The 21,612-nt window shown below is 29.9% G+C and carries 16 protein-coding genes; all 16 read right to left on the bottom strand.

All coding sequences use genetic code 11. The annotated features are described in order from the left end of the window. Nucleotides 1-80: 80 nt before the first annotated feature. A complete protein-coding gene (locus tag RBU61_RS04950; protein WP_308878477.1) occupies nucleotides 81-629 on the bottom strand; it encodes a flavin reductase family protein in 549 nt (182 codons plus the stop codon). A gap of 426 nt (nucleotides 630-1,055) precedes the next feature. After that, complete coding sequence (locus RBU61_RS04945; protein WP_308878476.1) at nucleotides 1,056-4,670, bottom strand: metallophosphoesterase; 3,615 nt, start codon at nucleotides 4,668-4,670, stop codon at nucleotides 1,056-1,058. Between the two features lie 798 nt (nucleotides 4,671-5,468). After that, a complete protein-coding gene (locus tag RBU61_RS04940) occupies nucleotides 5,469-6,605 on the bottom strand; it encodes a hypothetical protein (protein WP_308878475.1) in 1,137 nt (378 codons plus the stop codon). Between the two features lie 249 nt (nucleotides 6,606-6,854). Next, nucleotides 6,855-8,204: a 23S rRNA (uracil(1939)-C(5))-methyltransferase RlmD gene (rlmD, locus tag RBU61_RS04935; protein WP_308878474.1), complete on the bottom strand. Its 1,350-nt coding sequence runs from the start codon at nucleotides 8,202-8,204 to the stop codon at nucleotides 6,855-6,857. A gap of 89 nt (nucleotides 8,205-8,293) precedes the next feature. Then, a complete protein-coding gene (locus tag RBU61_RS04930; protein WP_308878473.1) occupies nucleotides 8,294-8,611 on the bottom strand; it encodes a putative heavy metal-binding protein in 318 nt (105 codons plus the stop codon). A gap of 17 nt (nucleotides 8,612-8,628) precedes the next feature. Continuing rightward, complete coding sequence (locus tag RBU61_RS04925) at nucleotides 8,629-9,162, bottom strand: hypothetical protein (RefSeq protein WP_308878472.1); 534 nt, start codon at nucleotides 9,160-9,162, stop codon at nucleotides 8,629-8,631. Between the two features lie 23 nt (nucleotides 9,163-9,185). Next, nucleotides 9,186-10,019 carry a S1-like domain-containing RNA-binding protein gene (locus RBU61_RS04920; RefSeq protein WP_308878470.1) on the bottom strand — a complete coding sequence of 278 codons (834 nt, stop codon included), beginning with the start codon at nucleotides 10,017-10,019 and terminating at the stop codon, nucleotides 9,186-9,188. Between the two features lie 111 nt (nucleotides 10,020-10,130). Next, on the bottom strand, nucleotides 10,131-11,786 hold the full coding sequence (locus RBU61_RS04915; RefSeq protein WP_308878468.1) for a phosphoenolpyruvate carboxykinase (ATP): 1,656 nt from the start codon (nucleotides 11,784-11,786) through the stop codon (nucleotides 10,131-10,133). Nucleotides 11,787-11,929: 143 nt separating this feature from the next. Further along, a complete protein-coding gene (locus RBU61_RS04910) occupies nucleotides 11,930-14,110 on the bottom strand; it encodes a DNA topoisomerase III (protein ID WP_308878467.1) in 2,181 nt (726 codons plus the stop codon). Between the two features lie 13 nt (nucleotides 14,111-14,123). Then, on the bottom strand, nucleotides 14,124-16,007 hold the full coding sequence (locus RBU61_RS04905) for an ABC-F family ATP-binding cassette domain-containing protein (protein ID WP_308878466.1): 1,884 nt from the start codon (nucleotides 16,005-16,007) through the stop codon (nucleotides 14,124-14,126). A gap of 422 nt (nucleotides 16,008-16,429) precedes the next feature. Then, nucleotides 16,430-17,332, bottom strand: a complete 903-nt coding sequence (locus tag RBU61_RS04900) for a hypothetical protein (protein WP_308878465.1) — start codon at nucleotides 17,330-17,332, stop codon at nucleotides 16,430-16,432. A 118-nt stretch (nucleotides 17,333-17,450) separates the two neighbouring features. Further along, nucleotides 17,451-17,588, bottom strand: coding sequence for a hypothetical protein (locus RBU61_RS04895; RefSeq protein WP_308878464.1), 138 nt, complete (start codon nucleotides 17,586-17,588; stop codon nucleotides 17,451-17,453). A gap of 36 nt (nucleotides 17,589-17,624) precedes the next feature. Next, the gene (locus RBU61_RS04890) at nucleotides 17,625-18,563 is read right to left on the bottom strand and encodes a linear amide C-N hydrolase (protein WP_308878463.1); all 939 of its coding nucleotides are present in this window, start codon (nucleotides 18,561-18,563) and stop codon (nucleotides 17,625-17,627) included. A gap of 716 nt (nucleotides 18,564-19,279) precedes the next feature. Further along, on the bottom strand, nucleotides 19,280-19,840 hold the full coding sequence (locus RBU61_RS04885; RefSeq protein WP_308878461.1) for a DUF1062 domain-containing protein: 561 nt from the start codon (nucleotides 19,838-19,840) through the stop codon (nucleotides 19,280-19,282). Nucleotides 19,841-20,062: 222 nt separating this feature from the next. Continuing rightward, nucleotides 20,063-20,347, bottom strand: coding sequence for a CD3324 family protein (locus RBU61_RS04880; protein ID WP_308878460.1), 285 nt, complete (start codon nucleotides 20,345-20,347; stop codon nucleotides 20,063-20,065). A gap of 440 nt (nucleotides 20,348-20,787) precedes the next feature. Then, nucleotides 20,788-21,612, bottom strand: coding sequence for a hypothetical protein (locus RBU61_RS04875; protein WP_308878459.1), 825 nt, complete (start codon nucleotides 21,610-21,612; stop codon nucleotides 20,788-20,790).

Raw genomic sequence — 21,612 nt, 5'->3', positions numbered from 1 at the left:
CCCCATAATTAAGGGGGTCGTTAAGTTCTGTTGTCATGCTCTTTTACGCAACAATATTTTGCAGGTAGTATAATCATTGTTTATCTACTGCCCTTGCATGTTTTGAATATGGAGCCTATTCTATCATTCAAATCAAAGTATCCAGAGTCCATCAATACTGTTGGCTTAACTTTGAGTGCATTGGGCCTTCCATTTTCTAAGCAGTTTTCATTTGCGTATGCAGCAACAATCTCACCTATAAACATTGTAAAATCAAATATAGGTATAGTTTGTATTACCTTGCGAAGGTAATTTACAGGGCATTCTTTTATCATTGGTGCATTTCCTGATTCATCATAAAACGATTCAAAAATCTCTGATTTATCTACCTTATTACCAGAAACAGTGCCACAATAATCAGTTTTTTCAACAGCCTCAGATGACGGAATATTTACAGAGAAAAAACCATTCTCCAATACTCCAGCAGTTGTACAATGAGTATTTTTCAATGAAATATAAAGTACAGTTTTTTGACTTACAACTCCGTATGCTCCAATGGTCGTATAGTTTGCTTTTCCATTAACAGTTGCCCCTGCTAAAACTGTAATATACGGACCAAATGGAATATTTGCTATCTTCTTCTTATTCATAATTTTCTCCTCTCAAAATCTTTATTTGTTGCGACAATAGAAATTATAAGGTAAAAATAAATAAATTAATAGACTTTTTCTTTACCATGAGTTATCATATAGATAGAGTATACCCCTTACGGAGCATACTCTATTATTTTATATAAACTTGTTATGTATATTCTTTCTTAGTTATATTCAAAACCTCTGGCATTTCTGCACATATTTTTAGTTCTGCGCAAAAGTACGACCCCCTAAACAAAAGTTCCCTCAAACTTATTAGTCTGAGGGAACATATTAAACTCTCCAAATTCGCTCTATCAGTGTAACACACTCAACATGCCTTGAGAGTACAATAATGATGTCATTTGAGCCTAGTAGAGCCTTGGCGGAAGGGAATCTTTGCTTTTTTATCACCTTTAAAAATCTACAGTACATATGATTTTTTTACTTCAATTTATCAATGTGTTTCCTTAATTCAAATAATTCATTAAGTTCTTCATATTTTATAATTATACTAGCAGACTTTTCTTCTACATCACGGATATTTATTCTCTCCATAAGTATGCGCTCAATAATGCTAACAATAGGTGACTTTTCAATTAAATTTTCTTGTAACTCTCCTTGTTTATCTAAATATAATAACATAATAATAGCTATAATTTTTAAAATATCATCTGCTTGATCTGATTCACTAAAACTAGTTGTATGAATAATTTGTTCAAACTTATATCTAAAATTTTTACTCATTTTAATGTCCCTAGTTATTACAAACTCTTCAAGGAATCTGTAGAACTCTCTAACTAGCATTGGATGAATTTCTCTTATGTCATTTTTATGAATGCTATCAATATAAAGATCTTCTCTAAAATCTAATGTCCCAATTCTTTCAAGTAGTTCATTTATATTTTTTCTTGACATTTCTGCGCTATAAGTGACATTAATTCTTTCTTTACAGTCGCCTTTATGCCCCAAAGCAAAAACTATCTCTTCTTTCGTGAAATCAATATGTAATATATATTTTAGAACTAACAGTTTTTTGTAAATTTCTGTATTGTTGCTACGGTTGCAAAAATCAATGGCAAAGAGAATAGCCTCTTGCAAATTAATAACAGGGTTTTGGCTAACAGAACTTTCACTATTATTTAGTATCCAACGTATTTGATCTAATAAAACTTCTGCTATCTGTACCCCTACAGATAAATGGATGTCTTTCCCAATTATCTTTTTTAAATCCTCAGAAAATCCAACTAGTTTTTCACGCGATACATCTAATTGTATCCAATTAGCAGGAAAATTTGCAAGTATATTGCTTTTATAATAAAATTTATCTCTTATATTCGATTGGTATTCATTATCAAATCCTCTACCAAATAATTTTGAAAGTGAAGCTTGTTGCACTAAGATTCCTGCGTTCAGCACATTAAAAACGCTTCTTTTTTCTGAAATATTATTATGAATTAATATTCCATATTTGTATTCTGATATAAAATTTCCGCTAATTATATCCTTCTCATAATCAAGTTTAAGGGCGCTATAGTCTTCTGACAAAGGTACAAATAATTTAAAATCACTTTTTAAAGCTTTTTTTCTAAGATTATGTGCAGGGATAATAGTTTCTTGAATAGCTTTATCACTTGTGTAATTAAGAATTATTTCATATTTAACATCAAGCATCGTATCCTGGATATAGTCAACTATTTTCTTATTTTCTATATTATGGTTTAGATATAAAATTATTTCTGTACCAATATCTACCCCCTTTTCTTTTTCAATAAAAAAACATCCTTCATAATTGGGAATATGCAATTTTAGCGCTTCACTTTCTTCCGTATAATATCTAGTTTTAACATCAATTTCTCTGCAAACCATGAATGATGACAAAAAACCTATTCCAAAATTACTGATAGGTTTGTATCTAATATTTAAATCTTGGTATTCTTCATCCGAATAAAAACTCCTTCCTATACTAGTAAAATAACGCTCTATTTTATAACGATCCATGCCTGTCCCATTATCTTTAATTTTAAAAAATCTTCTACCTTGAACATCTTTACTTATCTCAATATATATTTTATTTGCAAACTGTATAGTATCTTTCGCTTCTCTTACAGCTATCGCATCAATTGAATTTTGAATTAATTCTCTGGCAAATACTTCTTTTGCTGGATAAATATTATCTCCAGTTAATAGAGGAAGCAATGTTGGAATATAAGCTTCAAAGTTATAATTATCCAAGGCTTTTTCAACATTATCACTATTAATCTGAGGTAATAAGTAATATAGTTTCAATCCAATAAGTTTAAAATAGTCTTCATATTTATTTATCATCAGATCAAACTCTTTTATAAAAAGCACTGCCATTTTATGTGCTGTAGCATCATTGCAGAGTAACTGAATATATGCGCTACGTCTGTCTGAATCTGAATTAATAATAATTCTAGGTGCAGGAACATTTTCATGAAATTTATTATCTTCAATCTTAATATTTACTTTGTATTTTATACTATGTTTAAAGTCATCAGCATACTTTGTCAATATAAGATAAAGATCGCTAAAAAATATTGCTATCATTGTCAATGCTAAATAATACTGCGAAGTTTTTTTATTTATTGAGTTTAAAAGTTCATCACAATACTTTGCACATTCAGAAAGGTTTTTTGAATTAAACAATTCATGAAAGTCCTTAGAGCAGACTTGAAAATCTGGTCCATTAAGAATTTTATTATAAAACGCTTGTAAAAGAGTAGATTTAGATTCGAACTCTGTATCATTTTTTTCAATAATTTCTTTATATTTTAGCGTCCTATAATTTACAGCATATAGGATAAAAAGTATATTCTTTTCATTTTCATAAAGAATTTTATAGGTTTCATTAAAACCAGTAAATATTTCACTCAACCATTCTATAATTTTATTACAGTCATTATAAATACTGTAATTTTTTTCGGCAACGGATTGATATTCATTAAATTTATCTGGATTATTTACCTTCAGAAGTTCTAGTAACTTTACTACCTTAATTAAAGTGTTTTTAGGGGGAATTCGTTTAGTTTGTATAGGTTCAAGTGATTCACCATTATAAATAAATTTCTTTTGGATCAACTTAACATCTTCTTTTTTATCATAAAAATTTATAATGCTAAAGGTATGTCTATCGGTTCTAGACGTTCCTACGGAACCCCCAGCAAATATATTAATGATACTCTCAGTTGTATCATAATAATCATCTGAGATATACGGTCTCTCCAAGTCAAAATGTTTATGTCCATGCAAAACAGTTTTAACACCCATGTATTTTAGTTCTTGTATAAACTCGCTGTAATTCCTAATCAAACTTGAGTCACCAAACTTTTTAGAAACCTCCGGAAATAAATAAAAATGATGATGAAATAAAGCAATTATATTATAGTCAGTAACTTGCTTCAATTTCCTCTTAATATCAGCAATCTGTTGCAAAGAAATATTACCATAATCATCAAATTCAGAGGTCTTTTGTTCTTCTAATATCTCAATTAATTTATCTCTATCGATGTTATAATCACCTAAAACTTCACTACTCAAATTACTTTTAAGCTTAGAGATAAATTCTTTATCAAATATTTTTTTATTTTCTATTTGGCAAGAATTAAATCCTATAAAAACAATCTTGTTATCGTGATAAGGTTTATAGACAGAAAAATCCGTATTATAGCTTTCAGGAATTGTTTCATAAAACATTTGAATAAAGCTATGGTACTTTTCCCAACGTTCATCTATATTATCGGTTCTTATTATGTCATGATTACCTGGAACAAAAATAAAATCTGTTTTGCCTAATTGTTTTGTTTGATTATAATTTATCTCTTTTAATATAATTTCATAAAAATTAACAGCTTCTCTAATGAGTGTCTCACTAGTTTCTATAGTTCCCTCAAAAATATCGCCCGTTGTTATTACACAATCAATATCTGCCATTTTATTATGCTCAATATCCGAAACAATCCTGTAAGCGATACTTTCAGAAGGCTTATATGTTTTTCCAATATGCACATCTGATAAATGCAAAACTCTAAATTCCATTATATTTTCCCCCCGAATAGTATTTCTGTTATCTTGATTATAGATTTCTATTGTCTTAAAATAAATTCCATACGTTCAATCTCCGTGTTCCTGATAGAATCATAATATATAATTTCCGTTAAATCATCTGGGTTACCTCATACCTCATTACCAAAGATTACGATTTAAATATCATTAGCTACTTTGGTCACGCTATTCTATATAATAATTCCTTGACTGTTGTACAACCCAATTAACAATATAGCCAACATGATTATTCTCATTGTATAACCTTTTCTGTCAATTTACAACATCAAATCTCCAATTGTTACGTATAAAAAAAGGATATGAAAGCTTTAACTCTCACATCCTTAATTTTACTTCATTTATATTGATTTTTCTTCTTATAATCTAGTTGTTTTTATGTTGCAACAGAATCATAAATTCCACATGCCTTGAGAGTACAATAAAGATATCGTAGGTATATATTACTCTCCTAGTGGAAAAGTGTATTTTCAATAATTTTACCATTCAATCTTTACTTTTTATAACATAATGATATAGATTATATATATTATTTAGTAATAATAAAAACTCCCAGCAATAAAGCCCCTAGCATACTGGGTGTTTTGCCTTAACAGTTTTCCATAAAAATACTTTCTAATTTTATTACTACATTCCGTCATCTATTTATAGTTTGTAATTGATCAAAATGTGATTTCAAAAAAGATTTGTTATTTATTACTATACTTTATCATTAAATATCCCTCACTAAACTATGTCGTCTTACTTGGCTATAAAACAATCTTTTTTATTTCTCTATTTATCCACTCTACAAAAGTATTCTTCTAATTGTCTAAGCAAAACTTGCTTGTGCTCATATTCACTAGTTTCCCCTTCTTCCAATATTTCCATTAGAGTTCCACACTTAGAACACTTTACGCCTAAATGCCTCTCATTTTCCAATGCATAAAACCCACTTGTTATATTTGTAGAATGATGACAATTATCGCATTCCACCAGTAAAATCCTATATTCCTTTCCCTCATTGCCAACACTTACCAGTTTGTCTTCTAAACAAATAATATCAAAAGCAGTTTGAATAGCTAATTTCAAAATTTCTAAATTTTCAGATACAATCTTCTTAAAATTATCTATTTTCATCCAGCCCTCTCTATTTATTGAAATACCCTCTATTGGTAAAATTCTATCAATATCTCCCACCGAAATTCCAAATGTAGCTGATTTTTTATGAGTTATGATATTTCTTACCTCTTCCTTTAGAAGCTTTACACAAGAACTAGAATATAACTTTGAAATCTGTTTAACTCTATCACTAACAATAAATCCCGAATCTTTTATTTCCTTCTTAAATTTTTTCGCATGCCCCCTAACATCTAATACTTTTTTCTTCTTTCTCAATGTATCCTCTAATTCATTTTTCTCTTCTTCTGACCATTCAACATACTCAACATTATATCCTTTTTCCTGTTTGACAAAGATCATCTTCTTTTCATACATCTTATCTATTGTATTTTTATTTATTCTCAAACTATTTAGTTCAAGCGAAAAATATTGATTGAGTATTTGGAAAATATATTCCCAACAAGAGCATATCTTTAATGTGACTGTATCTATCAGATTCATGATTACCCTAAAATTATAATCTCCTTGTCCCTCAGTCATCGCATATATTTTTGCTACCTCTATACATATATCATTATTATAAAAATTAAATATTTCATTCATAAAATTAGTATACAAGCCAAACTCCAAAATATTTATCATTTTTGAAGGATCATGTGCCATTTTAAATTCATTTCTATATTGTTTTAACACTTTTTGACATAACTGCGAGTCTTCTTTAATCAGCACAAAATCTTCATAGTTCAACGAAATTTTGCCTATTGCATTATGATTTTGTTTGTCCAATTTCTTCTTAAATATACTTTTCATATATAGTATCCTCCAACCCTCTATTTTTTACAATATGTAACTATATTGTGCCACATGTTCAATTTTCAACATACTAGACATGCAAAGCTCTCTCTTGTTTATTCGTCAGATTTTCTTATTTACTTTTCATATACTATTACTTCCTATACACTAACCAGCTCATCCCAATGTATAAAATATTTTCTAAAATAAAAGCCACCGAATGTCATCCACACACTCAATGGTCTAAACTATTGATATTACTTAATTTCATTGCTTTTCAAGCTTAACCACGCACTCCACATGCCCAGTATGCGGAAACATATCCACCGGCTGCACTTCCTCCACCTTATATCCATTCTCCACCAAACATTTCACATCTCTAGCCATAGTAGCAGAATTACAGGACACATATACAACTTTCTCTGGACTTAATTTTATAATGGCTTCTATAACTTCTTTTTCGCAGCCTTTTCTAGGTGGATCAACTACTACCTTGTTACCCTTTATTCCTTTATCCATTAATTGTGGAAATACTTCTTCTGCTTTTCCTACTATAAATTCAACATTATCTATATTGTTTAATTTTGCATTTTCCTTAGCATCTTCTATGGCTTTCTTTACTACTTCCACACCATATATTTTCTTAGCTTCTTTTGCCATATACAAAGAGATGGTTCCTATTCCACAATATAAATCATAGATAATATCATCTTTATCTATATTTAAGTACTCCATAGCCTTATTGTATACTACTTCTGCTTGAATCCTATTTATTTGGAAGAATGAGTTAGGTGATAGATAAAATTCGTACTCTCCTATATAATCTAATAATTTATCTTCTCCATAAATTTTTCTATATTCTTTTCCATATGTAGGAGATGAGTTTAATTTATTTATATTTTGATAGATACTTATAACGTTCTCGTCTATTAACATATCTATTAATTCTTTCTCATAAGGTATTTTATCACTACCTGTTACTAAAATTACCATGGACTTGTTATCTTTATTAATTCTTATACCTATATGTCGAATAATTCCTTTTTTAGTTTTTTTATTATAAGGTTTTATATGGAATTTATCCATCCAAGATCTAATTATTTTTATTATCTTATTTCCTATTTCAGGTTGAAGTATACTTCCACTCATATTGACTATGTCATTAGTATTTTGTTCATAAAATCCAATAATTGTTTTTCCATTTTTTTCACCTACTGGTATTTGAACATGATTTCTATATCCATAGGGGTTATCCATACCGATAGTATCCTTTACCTCTACATCCGCTAATCCTGCAATCTTGGCAAGATCCATCTTTACCTTATTCCTTTTCCACCCTAACTGCTTAGAATATTTATATTCAACAAGAGGTATTCCTCCCCTTGCTTCTTCTATATTGAAATCTAGTGTTATTCTATCTTCAGAAGGTTCTATAATATTAGTTATTGATCCTATGGCAAAATTCTTTTTAACCTCATCTATTTTACCCACTACTTTATCACCAATCAATCCACCAGAAACAAAAATTGCAAAATTATCAACTTTTAATACTCCATTACCTTCATGGGTAAAGTCAATTATTTTGCCTTCAAATCTATCTCCTACAATCCTATCCATTTAAACCTCCTATATCCCAACTACTTTTCTTGTAGTATATATCCTTTTAAAATATAAGTACCCTTTAGCACTAAAGGGTACTTATATAACTATTCTATAACTACTGCTGTACCTGAAGCAGTAACCATCAGCATATTACCTTGACCTAATACTTCATAGTCAACGTCTACTCCTACTACTGCATTTGCTCCTATTTGCCTTGCCCTAGACTCCATCTCAGCTATAGCTTTTTCACGAGATTCTATAAGTTCTCCTTCATAACTACCAGATCTTCCACCAAAAATATTAGTTAAACCTGCTGCAAAATCTTTGATAAAATTTACCCCTGATATTACTTCTCCAAATATTATACCTTTATACTCAACAATTTTTCTTCCTTCAATGCTTGGTGTAGTAGTTGATATCATCCTCTTCTACCTCCTATTTATTTTTTTACAATTTCAGATAATTTTTCTTCTACATATTCCTTCAGTGGTTTTCCAGATATATTTACCTTAGTTTGATCCATAAAGTCTACCATCAGTCTGAAGAAATTAATCACCAACTTATTACCATCTATATAGTATTCCTCTTCATGACCTGGTATAAAGATTACTTCTAATTCTTCAAATTTAGTTTCTCTATTTAGTTTCTCTTTTATACCATCCAAATTTAATGTTTTAACAGGTCTAACCATATTGTTCATATTTTCTAAGTCTTCTAACATCCACATATTGTTATTCCAAAATTTTCTTTCTTTTTTGCTTGAATTATTTAGCATTTCTCTATTTGATATAGCTGATAATACTTTTCTAACAGATTCCTCATTAAATTCTTCTCCATATAAGTATTTCATTTCACTTTTATTTGCAACATCCATAAAAAAAGAATCTACTACTTTTTCTCTATCAGCAATTGATTGCCATATAAATAACATCATTTCCACTGTATCAAAATTAGTCTTTATTGTCTTTACCATTAAAATCGTCTCCTAATCCTTAGTTATTTTGATTTAATTCCTTTATCTTCTATTGTAATTAATCCTTCTTTATATAATTTTCCTATTGCTCTTTTAAATCCTGATTTACTCATATTAAGCTCTTTTTTTATTCTTTCTGGATCAGTATTATCATTTAGAGGTAAAAATCCATCTCTTTCCTCTAGCTTTAATAAAATATGCTCTGAATCTTTATCCATTTGAATATGAGCCCTATCTCTCAAGCTTAAATCTAGCTTTCCATCTTCCTTCACTTTAGTTACTCTTACTTCTACTATTTCTCCTACTTCATAGACCCCTAGTAATTCCTTTTTAGGAATCAAACCATCGTATTTATCTTCTACTGCTACAAATGCTCCAATATCTCTATTAATACTATAAATAGTTCCTTTTGCCCTATCATTTTCTTTATATGGAGATTCTGTACTTAACATATCTCTTATTTTCATAGTAGCACAAAGTCTATCGGATTTATCTAAATAGATTCCTACAAGATATTCTTTTCCCTTTTCAACGGAGCCTACTGTTTCACTAAAAGGTAAAAATAAGTCTTTTTCTAATCCCCAGTCTAAGAATGATCCTATTTTTGTTTGACTGATTACCATTAAGTGAGCCATTTCTCCAACTTGAGCTTTAGCCCTTTTAGTTGTGGCAATGATCCTATCCCTTGAATCATTATATACCATTACCTCTATCTCATCTCCCACATCTGTACCTTCTGGTATTTGAGATTTAGGCAACAATACATCATCTTCTCTAGCCTCATTAGTATTTAAATAGGCTCCTACAGAGGTAAATCGCTTTATTATTAATTTCTGTACTTTTCCTACTTCTATCATGTTTCACTTCCTCTTCCTATTTTTTCTACTATTATTCTATCACAATTACTGTATTTTATCTAAATAATTTTAGAAATTTTTAAAGGGCGAACAAAGTTCGCCCTGAATTGATTATTTAGAGATTTCTTTTTCTAATTTTTCAAGTACATCTAATGTTTCCTGTGGCAGCTTGTCCCTACCACCCTTAAAGGTTTCCATATTATTTAGAAACTCTTTTCTATAGTTTAGACTGCTTAACCACATTTTCTGATATTCAGCATTATCCATATCTGGAGTAAATCCTTCTACTTCTACATATTCAATATCAGTAAAGTTACCTAGTTTTTTAAATTCTGCTTTCTTAGTTGCTATATCTTCCAATAATTTTAACGTAACTTCTTTTGGGATCTTCTTATCTAGAAAATGTCCTGTATTGAAAATATAACATTCTACATTTCTATTATTAAACAATTCCTTAAACTTATTATAATCATCTTCAAGAGGATAAGTTCTAAAAGGATTTGCATAAGGTTCTATAACTAATGCATTCATATCTACGCCACTAGCAAGTCTTTCAGCTGTAGATCTTTTAGTTGCTAGGGTAGCTCCCATTACAGAAGCAAGTATAGGATTATTTATCTTAATTACTGGTGGAATAGTTGCGTCCTTCATTAACCAAGCTATAGAGTCTACTGGTTCGTCTATTTTATCTATTCTATTTTCTGCCCATAGCTTTGATTTAACAGCTCTTCCATTACCATTTCTTAAGTCTTCTGTTACTATAACTTTGTTTCCCTCATCATCTAAAGTAACACCACAATTTTGCACTGTTACTAAATACTTATTTGCTGGATGATCTGTTGGATAATCTTGAGTTTTATCAAAATATGATGGTTCTAAAGCTACTGAATATCCATCTTCAGTAGATATTACATAAGCATCATCATGTAATATTGTTATATCATATTTTCCATCATGTTTCTCATGGGTAAGTGTAGATTTTCCTGATCCAGATAGTCCAAATACTCCAATAGTGTATTTCTCATTATCTGAGAAATTATATCTTTTCATTCCACCATGACATGAAGCAAATCCATTTCTATTTGCTATACCCCAAGCCAAGGTCAATGTTCCTTTTTTATGTTCACCAAAATATCTCATTCCACATAATAGTGCACAATTATGTTGTGGGTCAAATAATGCTAATCCATTTGAATGAGTAGGTGGATAATACTCTGGGTCAGATAATATATAAATATCACCCTCTGGCAACTGTGTAGAATCTTTATACATTTTAATATACTCTTCTGTTATATACTGAAAGTTTAACATCCAGCTATACATTGTATTTTCATAACCCTCTGGAATTAACAAATGGGCTTTTACCATAAAATCTTCATGTAATCCTATAACTACCTGAGCATGATATAATTTTTTATATCTTGTATTAAAAACTGCTTCTCTTGAAATTGCTGCAAATTGTCCTTCATCTACATTATTTTCGCCAATAATAACTCTAGCTCCTGCAAATCTCCCTGTTATTTCACCATCGTTAAATAGAAGAATTTTTGAATCTTCATCTAATCCTAATTCTGTTGGCCTATGTACAGGCATATCTGTAACTACTGTACCAGATGAAGCTTTTGCTAATTTATATGCTTCTGATAATGAAGAAACCTTAATTACATTATTACCATAAAAAGCAGATTCAATTGTAGTACGTATAGGAGAAAAGATTGGATTATCTTTCCTTATATCTTCTCTTCTATAGTTTGCTATCGTTGCCATTGTTTACCCCCTCAATTAATCCTTATTATTTTAATAATCATATTATAACAGATAATTCGACTATTTGGAACAAGATATGATATATATTTTCGATATATGTGTTATGCTTTTTTCATTATACCTCTCATTAGTACGTCACTATACTAAAACTTTAATTTTGACAATGCATCTGCTAAATCTGTATTTATTGGCTCTGTCTTTGCTTTTTTTTGTTGTTTCATATAATTAGATACTTCCCTCTTAGATATATTACTCTTTTCTTTTGCTTTTCTTTCGTTAAAAGCAGAAAGCTTTTCTCTATATCCACATTGACAAGTAAATATTTGTCCCTCTCCTTCACCACGTAGCTCTAATTTTTTCTTACAATTTGGGCATCTTGCATTTGTCTCTCTAGATATACTTTTTTTATGACCACATTCTCTATCTTGACATACATACATCTTTCCTTTTTTTCCTTTGACCTCTAGCATAAATTTTCCACATTCAGGACATTTATTTCTAGTCATATTATCGTGTCTAAAAGTTTCATCGCTATTTTTTATTTCTTTTACTACTGATTTAGAATATTCCTTCATTTCCTTTATGAAATTATCTTTATTTAGCTTACCTTGAGAAATAAGCCCTAGCTTTTGTTCCCACTCCGCCGTTAATGCTGGAGATTTTAATTCTTCTGGTACTAACTCTAGCAATTGTTTTCCCTTTGAGGTTATGAATATATCCTTACCATTTTTCTCAATTAAAAATGTATTAAATAACTTCTCGATTATATCTGCCCTAGTGGCTACTGTACCAATTCCACCAGTTTCACCTATTATCTTCTTTAATGTTTTACTTTCATCATTCATATATCTTACTGGGTTTTCCATAGCTTGAAGTAAAGTTCCTTCATTAAATGGTGCTGGTGGTTTTGTTTTTCCTGTTGTTTGTACTAATGATATTACTTTTAATGTATCACCTTTATTTATTACTGGAAGATTCTGGTCATCATTATCTTCCTCTTCATCGTAATAATTATTTTCATAGACTTCCTTCCACCCTAAAGATATTACTCTTTTTCCTTTAGCTATGAAATTTTCATTTCCTATCTTAGCCTTAATAGAAGTTTCTTCATATTCAAAAGGAGGATAAAGTACTGCTAAAAACCTTTTAACTACTAAATCATATATTTTTCTTTCCTTATCATTTAACTCTGATAATAATACTCTTTGCTCTGTTGGAATAATTGCATGGTGGTCTGTTACCTTGGAATTATCTACAAAGGACTTATTAGCCTTTATAGGTGAATTAAGTACCTTTGATCCTAGTTTTTGATATTGGCCTATGCCGCAAGCCCTTACTCTATCCTTTAATGTATCTACTAAATCATCAGATATATATCTAGAGTCTGTCCTTGGATAAGTCAGTATCTTATGATTTTCGTATAGCCTTTGCATTATAGACAGAGTTTCTTTTGCTGAAAAACCAAATATCCTATTTGCATCTCTTTGTAAATCAGTTAAATCATATAATGTTGGTGCATATGATCTTTTATTAGACTTTTCTATATCAATTATTGCAGCATCTTGATTTCTAATGGATTCAAGTGTCTTATCAGATTTAGATTTATCAAAGGTTTTAATATCTTTGGTATTATTATCTTGCCATTTTAATTTTAGACCTTTCGTGTTAGCTGTAATTCCATAATATTCTTTTGGTACAAATTTCTTAATTTCCTCTTCTCTTTGTGCAATCATGGCCAAAGTAGGGGTCTGAACTCTACCGCAGGATAGCTGGGCATTATATTTCACAGTAAGAGCACGAGTAGCATTTATACCTACAATCCAATCTGCCTCTGCCCTAGCCACAGCTGAATAATATAGATTCTCATATGCTTTGCCATCTCTTAATTTGTTGAATCCATCCTTTATAGCTTTATCTGTAACAGAAGAAATCCATAGTCTTTTTATTGGTTTCTTTACATTTGCCTTTTCTATTATCCATCTTGCAACAAGTTCTCCTTCTCTCCCTGCATCTGTTGCTATGATTATGTCTTTCACATCTTTACGATACATCTGTTCTCTAACTCCATAAAATTGCTTTTGGCTTTGTCTTATGACTTCCAATTTCATCTTTTCTGGTAGCATTGGAAGGTCTTCCATACTCCAAGTTTTATATCTTTTATTATATTGTTCTGGATCGGCTAAAGTGACTAAATGACCTAATGCCCATGTTACAATATATTTTTCTCCTTCTAAGCAGCCGTTGCCTTTTTTATTACAATGAAGTACTCTGGCTATATCTCTGCCTACTGAAGGTTTTTCTGCTAAAACTAATGTCTTACTCATAAAAAACATCCTTTCAATTTTGGTTTTGCTCTTCTATCTTTTCTGCTAATTCACTTAAATAAATCCATCTCTCCATCTTTTCTTCAAGTTTATTTTCAACTTCTTCTTTTTCTTCCAATAATTCTTGAAGCTTAGTATAATCTGTGGCTGCCGCCTCTATTTTTTTATCTATTTCAACTATATTTTCTTCCAATTCAGCAATAATATTATCTATTTCATTCCACTCTCTTTGTTCATTATATGAAAACTTTAGCTTACTATTTGTTTTTTGTCTTTCTCTATGTTTAGGTTTGTGATCTACTATATTGTCTTCTTTTTCTATCTTTGATGCTTCTTTAAAATACTGGTAATTTCCAGTATATCCTACTATTTTTCCATTACCCTCAAAGACAAATAATTTTTCAACTATTTTATCCAATAAGTATCTATCATGGGATACTATAATTACTGGTCCTGGAAATTCTTCAATATATTCTTCCAGTACAGTAAGTGTATCTATATCTAAATCATTAGTAGGCTCATCTAATAAAAGTACATTAGGTGCTTCCATCAATACTCTAAGCAGATGCAGTCTTCTTTTTTCTCCACCAGAAAGTTTCCCTATGGGAGTCCATTGGAGATCTTTAGGAAACAGAAATCTTTCCATCATCTGAGAAGCAGAGATTTTTTCTCCATCGGCTGTTTGAATAAATTCTCCACCCATCTTTATAAACTCAATAGCTCTAATATTATTGTCCATATTCAGATTTTCCTGAGCAAATATTCCAATCTTTACAGTTTCACCTACATCTACTACGCCTTTATCTGGTTCAAGTCTTCCTGCAATAATATTCATTAAAGTAGACTTTCCACTTCCATTTGGTCCAAGAATACCTACTCTATCATCTCTTAAAAGAACATAGCTAAAATCATCTATTACTTTCTTTCCATCAAAGGATTTCTCTATATCTTCTATTTCGATTATTTTTTTACCTAATCTTGTTCCCCCTACAGATATATCAAGTTTTTCATTTGATATATCTAGTCCTCCTTCTTTTAATTCATTGAAACGTTCTATTCTAGCTTTCTGTTTTGTAGTTCTAGCCCTTGCTCCCCTCATTATCCAAGCCAATTCTTTTCTAAGCAAAGATTGTCTTTTCCTTTCACTGGCTAATTCTATTTCTTCTCTTTCTAATTTTTTCTCTAAAAAATAGTTATAATTGCCTTTGTATATATGAAGATTTCCACTATCTAATTCTATTATTTGATTAGTTACTCTATCTAAAAAGTATCTATCATGGGTAATCATAAGAACAGCACCTTTTCGTCTTCCCAGATATTCTTCAAGCCATTCTATAGTATCATTATCTAAATGGTTAGTTGGCTCATCTAATATTAGTAGTTCCGATGGATTGATTAAGGCAGATGCCAATGCTATTCTTTTTCTTTGTCCACCAGATAAATTGCCTACCTTTTCATTAAAATTTGTAATTCCAAGTTTAGTCAATACCACTTTTGCTTCATTTTCTAGGTCCCATGCGTTGGCCTCATCCATTTCTTCAGTTAGTTTTAATATTTCTTCATTTTTAGTATTGGGATTCATAATAGCCTCTTCATATCTTCTGACTAATTGAATATTTTTAGAATTACCTCTAAATACCTGCTCTACAACTGTAACATCCAGGTCAAAATCTATGTCTTGAGATAAATACTCAATGTTTACGTTGTTAGCCTTTACTATTCTTCCTGTATCAGCTTCTTCTATTCCTGCTATAACCTTTAAAAGTGTGGTTTTACCAGTGCCATTTACTCCTATAAGACCTATTTTGTCTCCTTCGTTAATTCCCAAGTTTATATCTTTAAGTACCTGCTTTTCACTATATGCCTTTGATAAATTTTCTATAGATATTAAATTCATAATATTACCCTTTCGTTTAAGTTTTTCTAACTTAATATTATAACATATATTGGACATACAAAACAAAAAACGGAGAATTAATTCTCCGTTTTTGCTATAATACTTCTAATTTGTTTATAATAATCTACAGTTGATTATTAAAATGCTTTTCCATTAGCTGTTTTTAGACCGTCAAAATTCTTTGACATAGCTTAGAATCAATCTTTTTCAGGTTTTACATTTTCATGAAAGTTAATACAGTATAAATTGACAATAGAGCGGTTTCACAATTATTCTAATCATAAAATGTTACTGTTCACACTAAAAACATCACCAATACCATGCATAATTATTTCAGATAATGCTGTTGCATTCCATATATTGATCTACTAAATCACCTTCTGATTTACATTATACTTCATGCTGATAAATATTGGTAACACTTATACCATATTACAATAATTTATCATTTCTATTGCATCCATTACATGTCTTTTGCTCAAAAGTGCATTCCCATAATATTCTTCTTCTCTACTATACTTTCTTTCAATATCCAAATATTCTTCTATTAATATAGGAATATCTTTTTTGCTTCCTTGTTGCCCAATAGCAGTAATAGCATAACTTCTAGATAGTTCGTAATAATCTTTATCTAAATCTAATATGTCATAAGCATACTTAATTATAGATTCATTGGTATAGTTCAAAAAATAATATAGTGCAATACACCTTTCCATATCGTCTCCTTCAAATAGATTTCTTTTCAATTTTTCATCATCAACTTCATTATTTTCTCTCATAAAGTAGCCTTCTAAATAGTTAGCTAATTTCTCTAACCACTGAATTTTATAATTCTTAATCTGCTTGTCCTTTATAACTATTCTTCCCTCGACTTTTTTTATTACAAATTCAGAAAATATGATATCTATATATCCACCCGATGTAACAATTCTTAAATGATATTTTTCTTTACCTGTATTTTTCTCAATCATCTTAAGTTTAGCTGACCGTTTAAAATAGCAAAAGATAAAATCATTAGAACCATCATAAGATTCATGATTGAAAAACATACATTCATTAAAACATAATTTATATATATATCGATTGTTATTATCTTGCATATATTTTCTTTTTTCTTTTCTACTTCCTTCAAGCTTACCCCAATCCTTATCAATATCATAAATAGATTCAATTAGCAAAACAAGCTGATTAGATTTTCTTTCTAATTTTATGCTTATTATTTCGCTATCATGAAAATAGCTAGTCCAAAGAAAATGCTTAATATACTTATTATTGGGACAATTAATCTCATCATTAATAATCACTCCATATGCTGAATTAAACATTATATTTCACCTCAGTTTTTACAATTTCATTTCTTTGCAATAGTATATTCTATTTATCTATTTTTAAAAAGCTCTTTCTAAAAAGAGCTTTTTAAATCTTTATTTTCTCAATATTTCTTTACATCATCATTTTTTTGTCTACGGACATATCTTTGAAAATTTCTTCCTCTAATTTCACATAATCTTCCTTAATTATACCTTCAAAATGATACATAAATCTTAGAAATCCATAATATTCGAATTCGTTTATCAACACTCTAGAACCTTTTTTCTATTGATTCCGAACTCTTTGTTATTTTAACTTTTCTACGATAAAATCTGTATCTAAAAAAAACGCTTGTCTTGTATCCTTATCTTCTATATCTTCAAATCCTAACTGATAAACAGTTGGATTAGTATTAGATTTTACAGTTAGTAGTTTGTTTTTTGAATCATAGGAGCAAATATATCTAGTATAAGTAGCGTAATCATACTTTTTATTTTTAACAAATCCATTTGGCATAGTCATTGCACCCATTATATTATAAGAGTATGAAAGTGCCTCTTTAGCACTATTGGGCTTAATATTCATTTTAGTTAGATAAAATGCTTTAATAAACCTAGAAATAGGATCATAACCTCCTGGCAAATCTTTAGCAGAGTTAAAATCTTCAAGATTATCTAAATCTAAAATTTGATTCAGTCTTCTAACATGAGATTCAAATCTCGGTGAATTTGTCATTACATCATATGGATTTTCATAGTATATCAATTTCCCTTTTCTAGGTTCAATAACAATGCACCTTTTAGTAGAATCGGCAAACATAAAATGAAAATCTGGTGATATTATATTTTCTCCCCTATGATCTTTAGCAGACATATGAATATTTGGTAAGTCTTCAATTAATTCCTCTACAGATTTGTAGTTTGTAAGTGCATAGTTTAAGTAATTAAAGCTAGAAATATTAAGCTTTTCTGATTTAGTTTGATTAGAATAAAGATTGAACCCTGAAAAAGCATTGGTAATCCCCATTAATCCATATTCATTTATACCGTCTTTCAATGGGTCTCGATTTTCAAAACATAGACCTAATGTCTTATATTTTGAATACAATGGATTGCCCATTAAATCATTACAAATATTATATTTTTTTGGTAAATAGATTACATTGTAATTTAGAGGAACTTCATAATCCATTGTCCTCCCCATGACACAGCCATCTTCATAATTTATTTTTATACCTGTACACATATTATCCCTCTTATTATCATAATGTATTTTTTGAAAAAACTGCTTTAGAAATAACTTAGTTATCTCTTTTTTAATTATAGCTTATATTTTCTTTCATTCCAATAATGACTACCTTTAACAAATTTTTTAGATATAATTTTAGAGAGGACTAAACATCTATTTAATCCTCTCTAAGGTTGTTGTTTTCAATGTTTAAGTATTTATTAGCAATCAAAAGTTTCAATTGTATTATGCCCTAAAACCCTAACTAAATTTACTCCTGCTCCATCCTTCCTTCTAAAGCCTGTTACTCTATCTTTTATCTTTCTTTTCATATTCTAGCCCCCAAACTTTTTCATATAATTTAATATATTTTCTTGTTCATCTTGAGTTCTGTCTTTGGCACAAAGCCACCTCATTATCTTTGATCTCTCCTCATTAAATTATCTCTAACTAGATATGTTTTCCTCTAATTAGAGATAATTTGTGACCTTAATAAGTTTATTCCCATTTCCATAGATTTAAACCAGTATTATTAAATTATCCTACTAGTCCAAATCTATCTCCCATCTCCTAAAAGCAAAAATAGTTTCATATAAAAAAAGAGAATGGCTAGCATAAGCTTTCCATACTCTCAATTTATCTCTATTTATAGTGTCGGAATAATAATTCAAACTTTTTTCCATATATTATATCCCCTACTATCACATTGAATTAGGATTATATTAAAACTATATTCATATAAATTCTTCTTTAATTAAAATTTCTATCTTGCCTTCAAAACAATTATACATTATTTCTATAGTTCCATCTCTTTCTAATAATTTGACCTTACTTCTTGGTATGTGTAGTATATTGGCAAGGAGCCTATCTGTCCGAATCTTTAATTGCTGAGGATTATATATAGCTATATAATCTCCTTTTTTAAAATTCATATCATCTCCAACAATATAGTAATCTATACTTGCCCAATCAATATCAGCTTTATTCTTTAGAAATAACTGTTTGTCTTTTCCATAGTCTAAAGCAAACTGCAAATCATTCATTAAAAATTTTTCATACTCAATCTTAGAAATATCAGTTACTTTTATTCGTTCATAAATACTTAAATTATAAGTATACTTGCATTTTTCACAATGATAAATCAACCATACATCTAAGTATTTTCCATTAGCATTCACTCTAAATTTATTTGTATTTATATATGTCGCTTTACATCCACATCCAGAACAATTGCGAATGATTTTATATGAATCTTTTTGCATAATCTTATATTCAAATTTTCTTAAATAGCCCATTTTGCACTCCTTTGTTTATCAAAGATATTCAAAGGCTATTACATGTCTTATATTATTTATTTGCAATAGCCTTGGCTATGCAAAGTAGATAGGTGTACCCATACTTTTCCCTCCTTAAGTCTTCTTTCATTTCTGTGTCTATCTTAATCTTTTTTACATTGTATTTCTACCTCAAACTTTTTTAGAAAAAAGAATAAGCCAATGCACTCAAAGTGCATTGACCTATTTTTCTCTAACTGTTTTTTTCATTTTAAGGATTATACGTTGTATACTTTTTTCAGATAAAAAGTATTTCTCAGCTAATTCTATAATTTTATATCCTTGTTGATAATCAACATATATTTGTTGATTTCGTATTTCTAGTTCATTACGAATATTGGTTTTTTCTCCCCATTCCCGTCTATTATTATCTTTTCTAGGAATATATATGTATTCTCCATCAACGTAATTATGAATTAATTCTATGATTTCTGCCGGCAGAATATCCTCTGCTCTTTTATAGCTCATTTTGCCCTCCTAAAATTATATTTTTTAGGAATAGCACTAGCTACAACAAATTAAATTCTTCAATTAAATTGCAATAGCCAATGCTATGCAAAAATAACATATTTTCTCATAAAGCAATCCTCCTTCTTAAAACAGCATACTCTATATTCTCTTCATACATCTCTTTCATCCACATATGCCATCTATATTGCCCAAAGTACTATTAGATAGATTATACCATATCTAAATATATTGACCAATAAAATACATATGCAATAAGCATTAGTACTCTATTGGTCTTATTTTTACAATCGGAAACATCCATTTTTATTTCTGTAGAAAATCCCGCTATTCATAAGCGAACAGAAAAGCAAGCAATTCACGGCAGATTGTTTATTTTCTTAATGAACTCGGCATCTCATTATCAAGCCATGTTTCAATATCCTTGCTGATATTAAGTATTAAGTCATCCAAAGGTATACGAATCCCCTGACACCCGCCCTGACAGCATTCATTACGCAAGTCATCTCCATATCTGTATAACGCTGATGTAATTTTAAGGCAAACTTTTGAATTTTTTCGGGTAACGGATGTAAAAAATCTTTCAAAACATGGAGTATGTCCGTATCTTCTGCTTTTAACAGCCTGTAATCGCACCGCAAAAGATTATTGTCGTTCCAATACCTTCTTCCCCTTCGCAGTTCTATATCTGCAATTGACATGGCTTTTAACCCAGTCAGCAAGATGGGATTATTCGGATATGACACTTCTAACAATTGTACTTCCGAAATACTAAGTGTCTTTGCTTCTAAATCAATACCAGTAAAATCAAAACCGCAAAGGGCTAAAAACCGCAAACATTCAATTTGATTAGAAGCAGGGATTTTAGGCTTTGTTCTTTTCCCATTCTCATCAACTGAGGCGGTAAATAACGGTATTTCAGTTATCAATAATGAATCGCCGTTTTCAGCCAGTTTGCTATGATAACCTATGTCAACTAACAGGTTTGTAACATTATGCAAAAACGGATAGTCTGTCATGCTTTTCGGTTTTTTTGGCGGCTTGGCAAATAAATGCCCGTCTGAGATTAAGCGGTCAAAAAATAAATATATAAAATCTCTAAAGGCAATAACGCCGTTTCGTATATTTTCTTCCCTTGCAACATTTTCAAAAATGGGTTTCAGTGCATAAACCTCGGGTATATTCGCTGGTATCAAATTTTTTTGGAATTTTGCAACTTCACTGATTGGTTTCAGCGCTACTGTCCCGCCGTGATGTATGCTCAT

It is taken from the genome of Tissierella sp. MB52-C2, assembly GCF_030931715.1.
GTDB lineage: Bacteria > Bacillota > Clostridia > Tissierellales > Tissierellaceae > Tissierella.
Note: the sequence above shows the minus strand (reverse complement) of the source record. Positions and strands in the feature narration are given on the sequence as shown.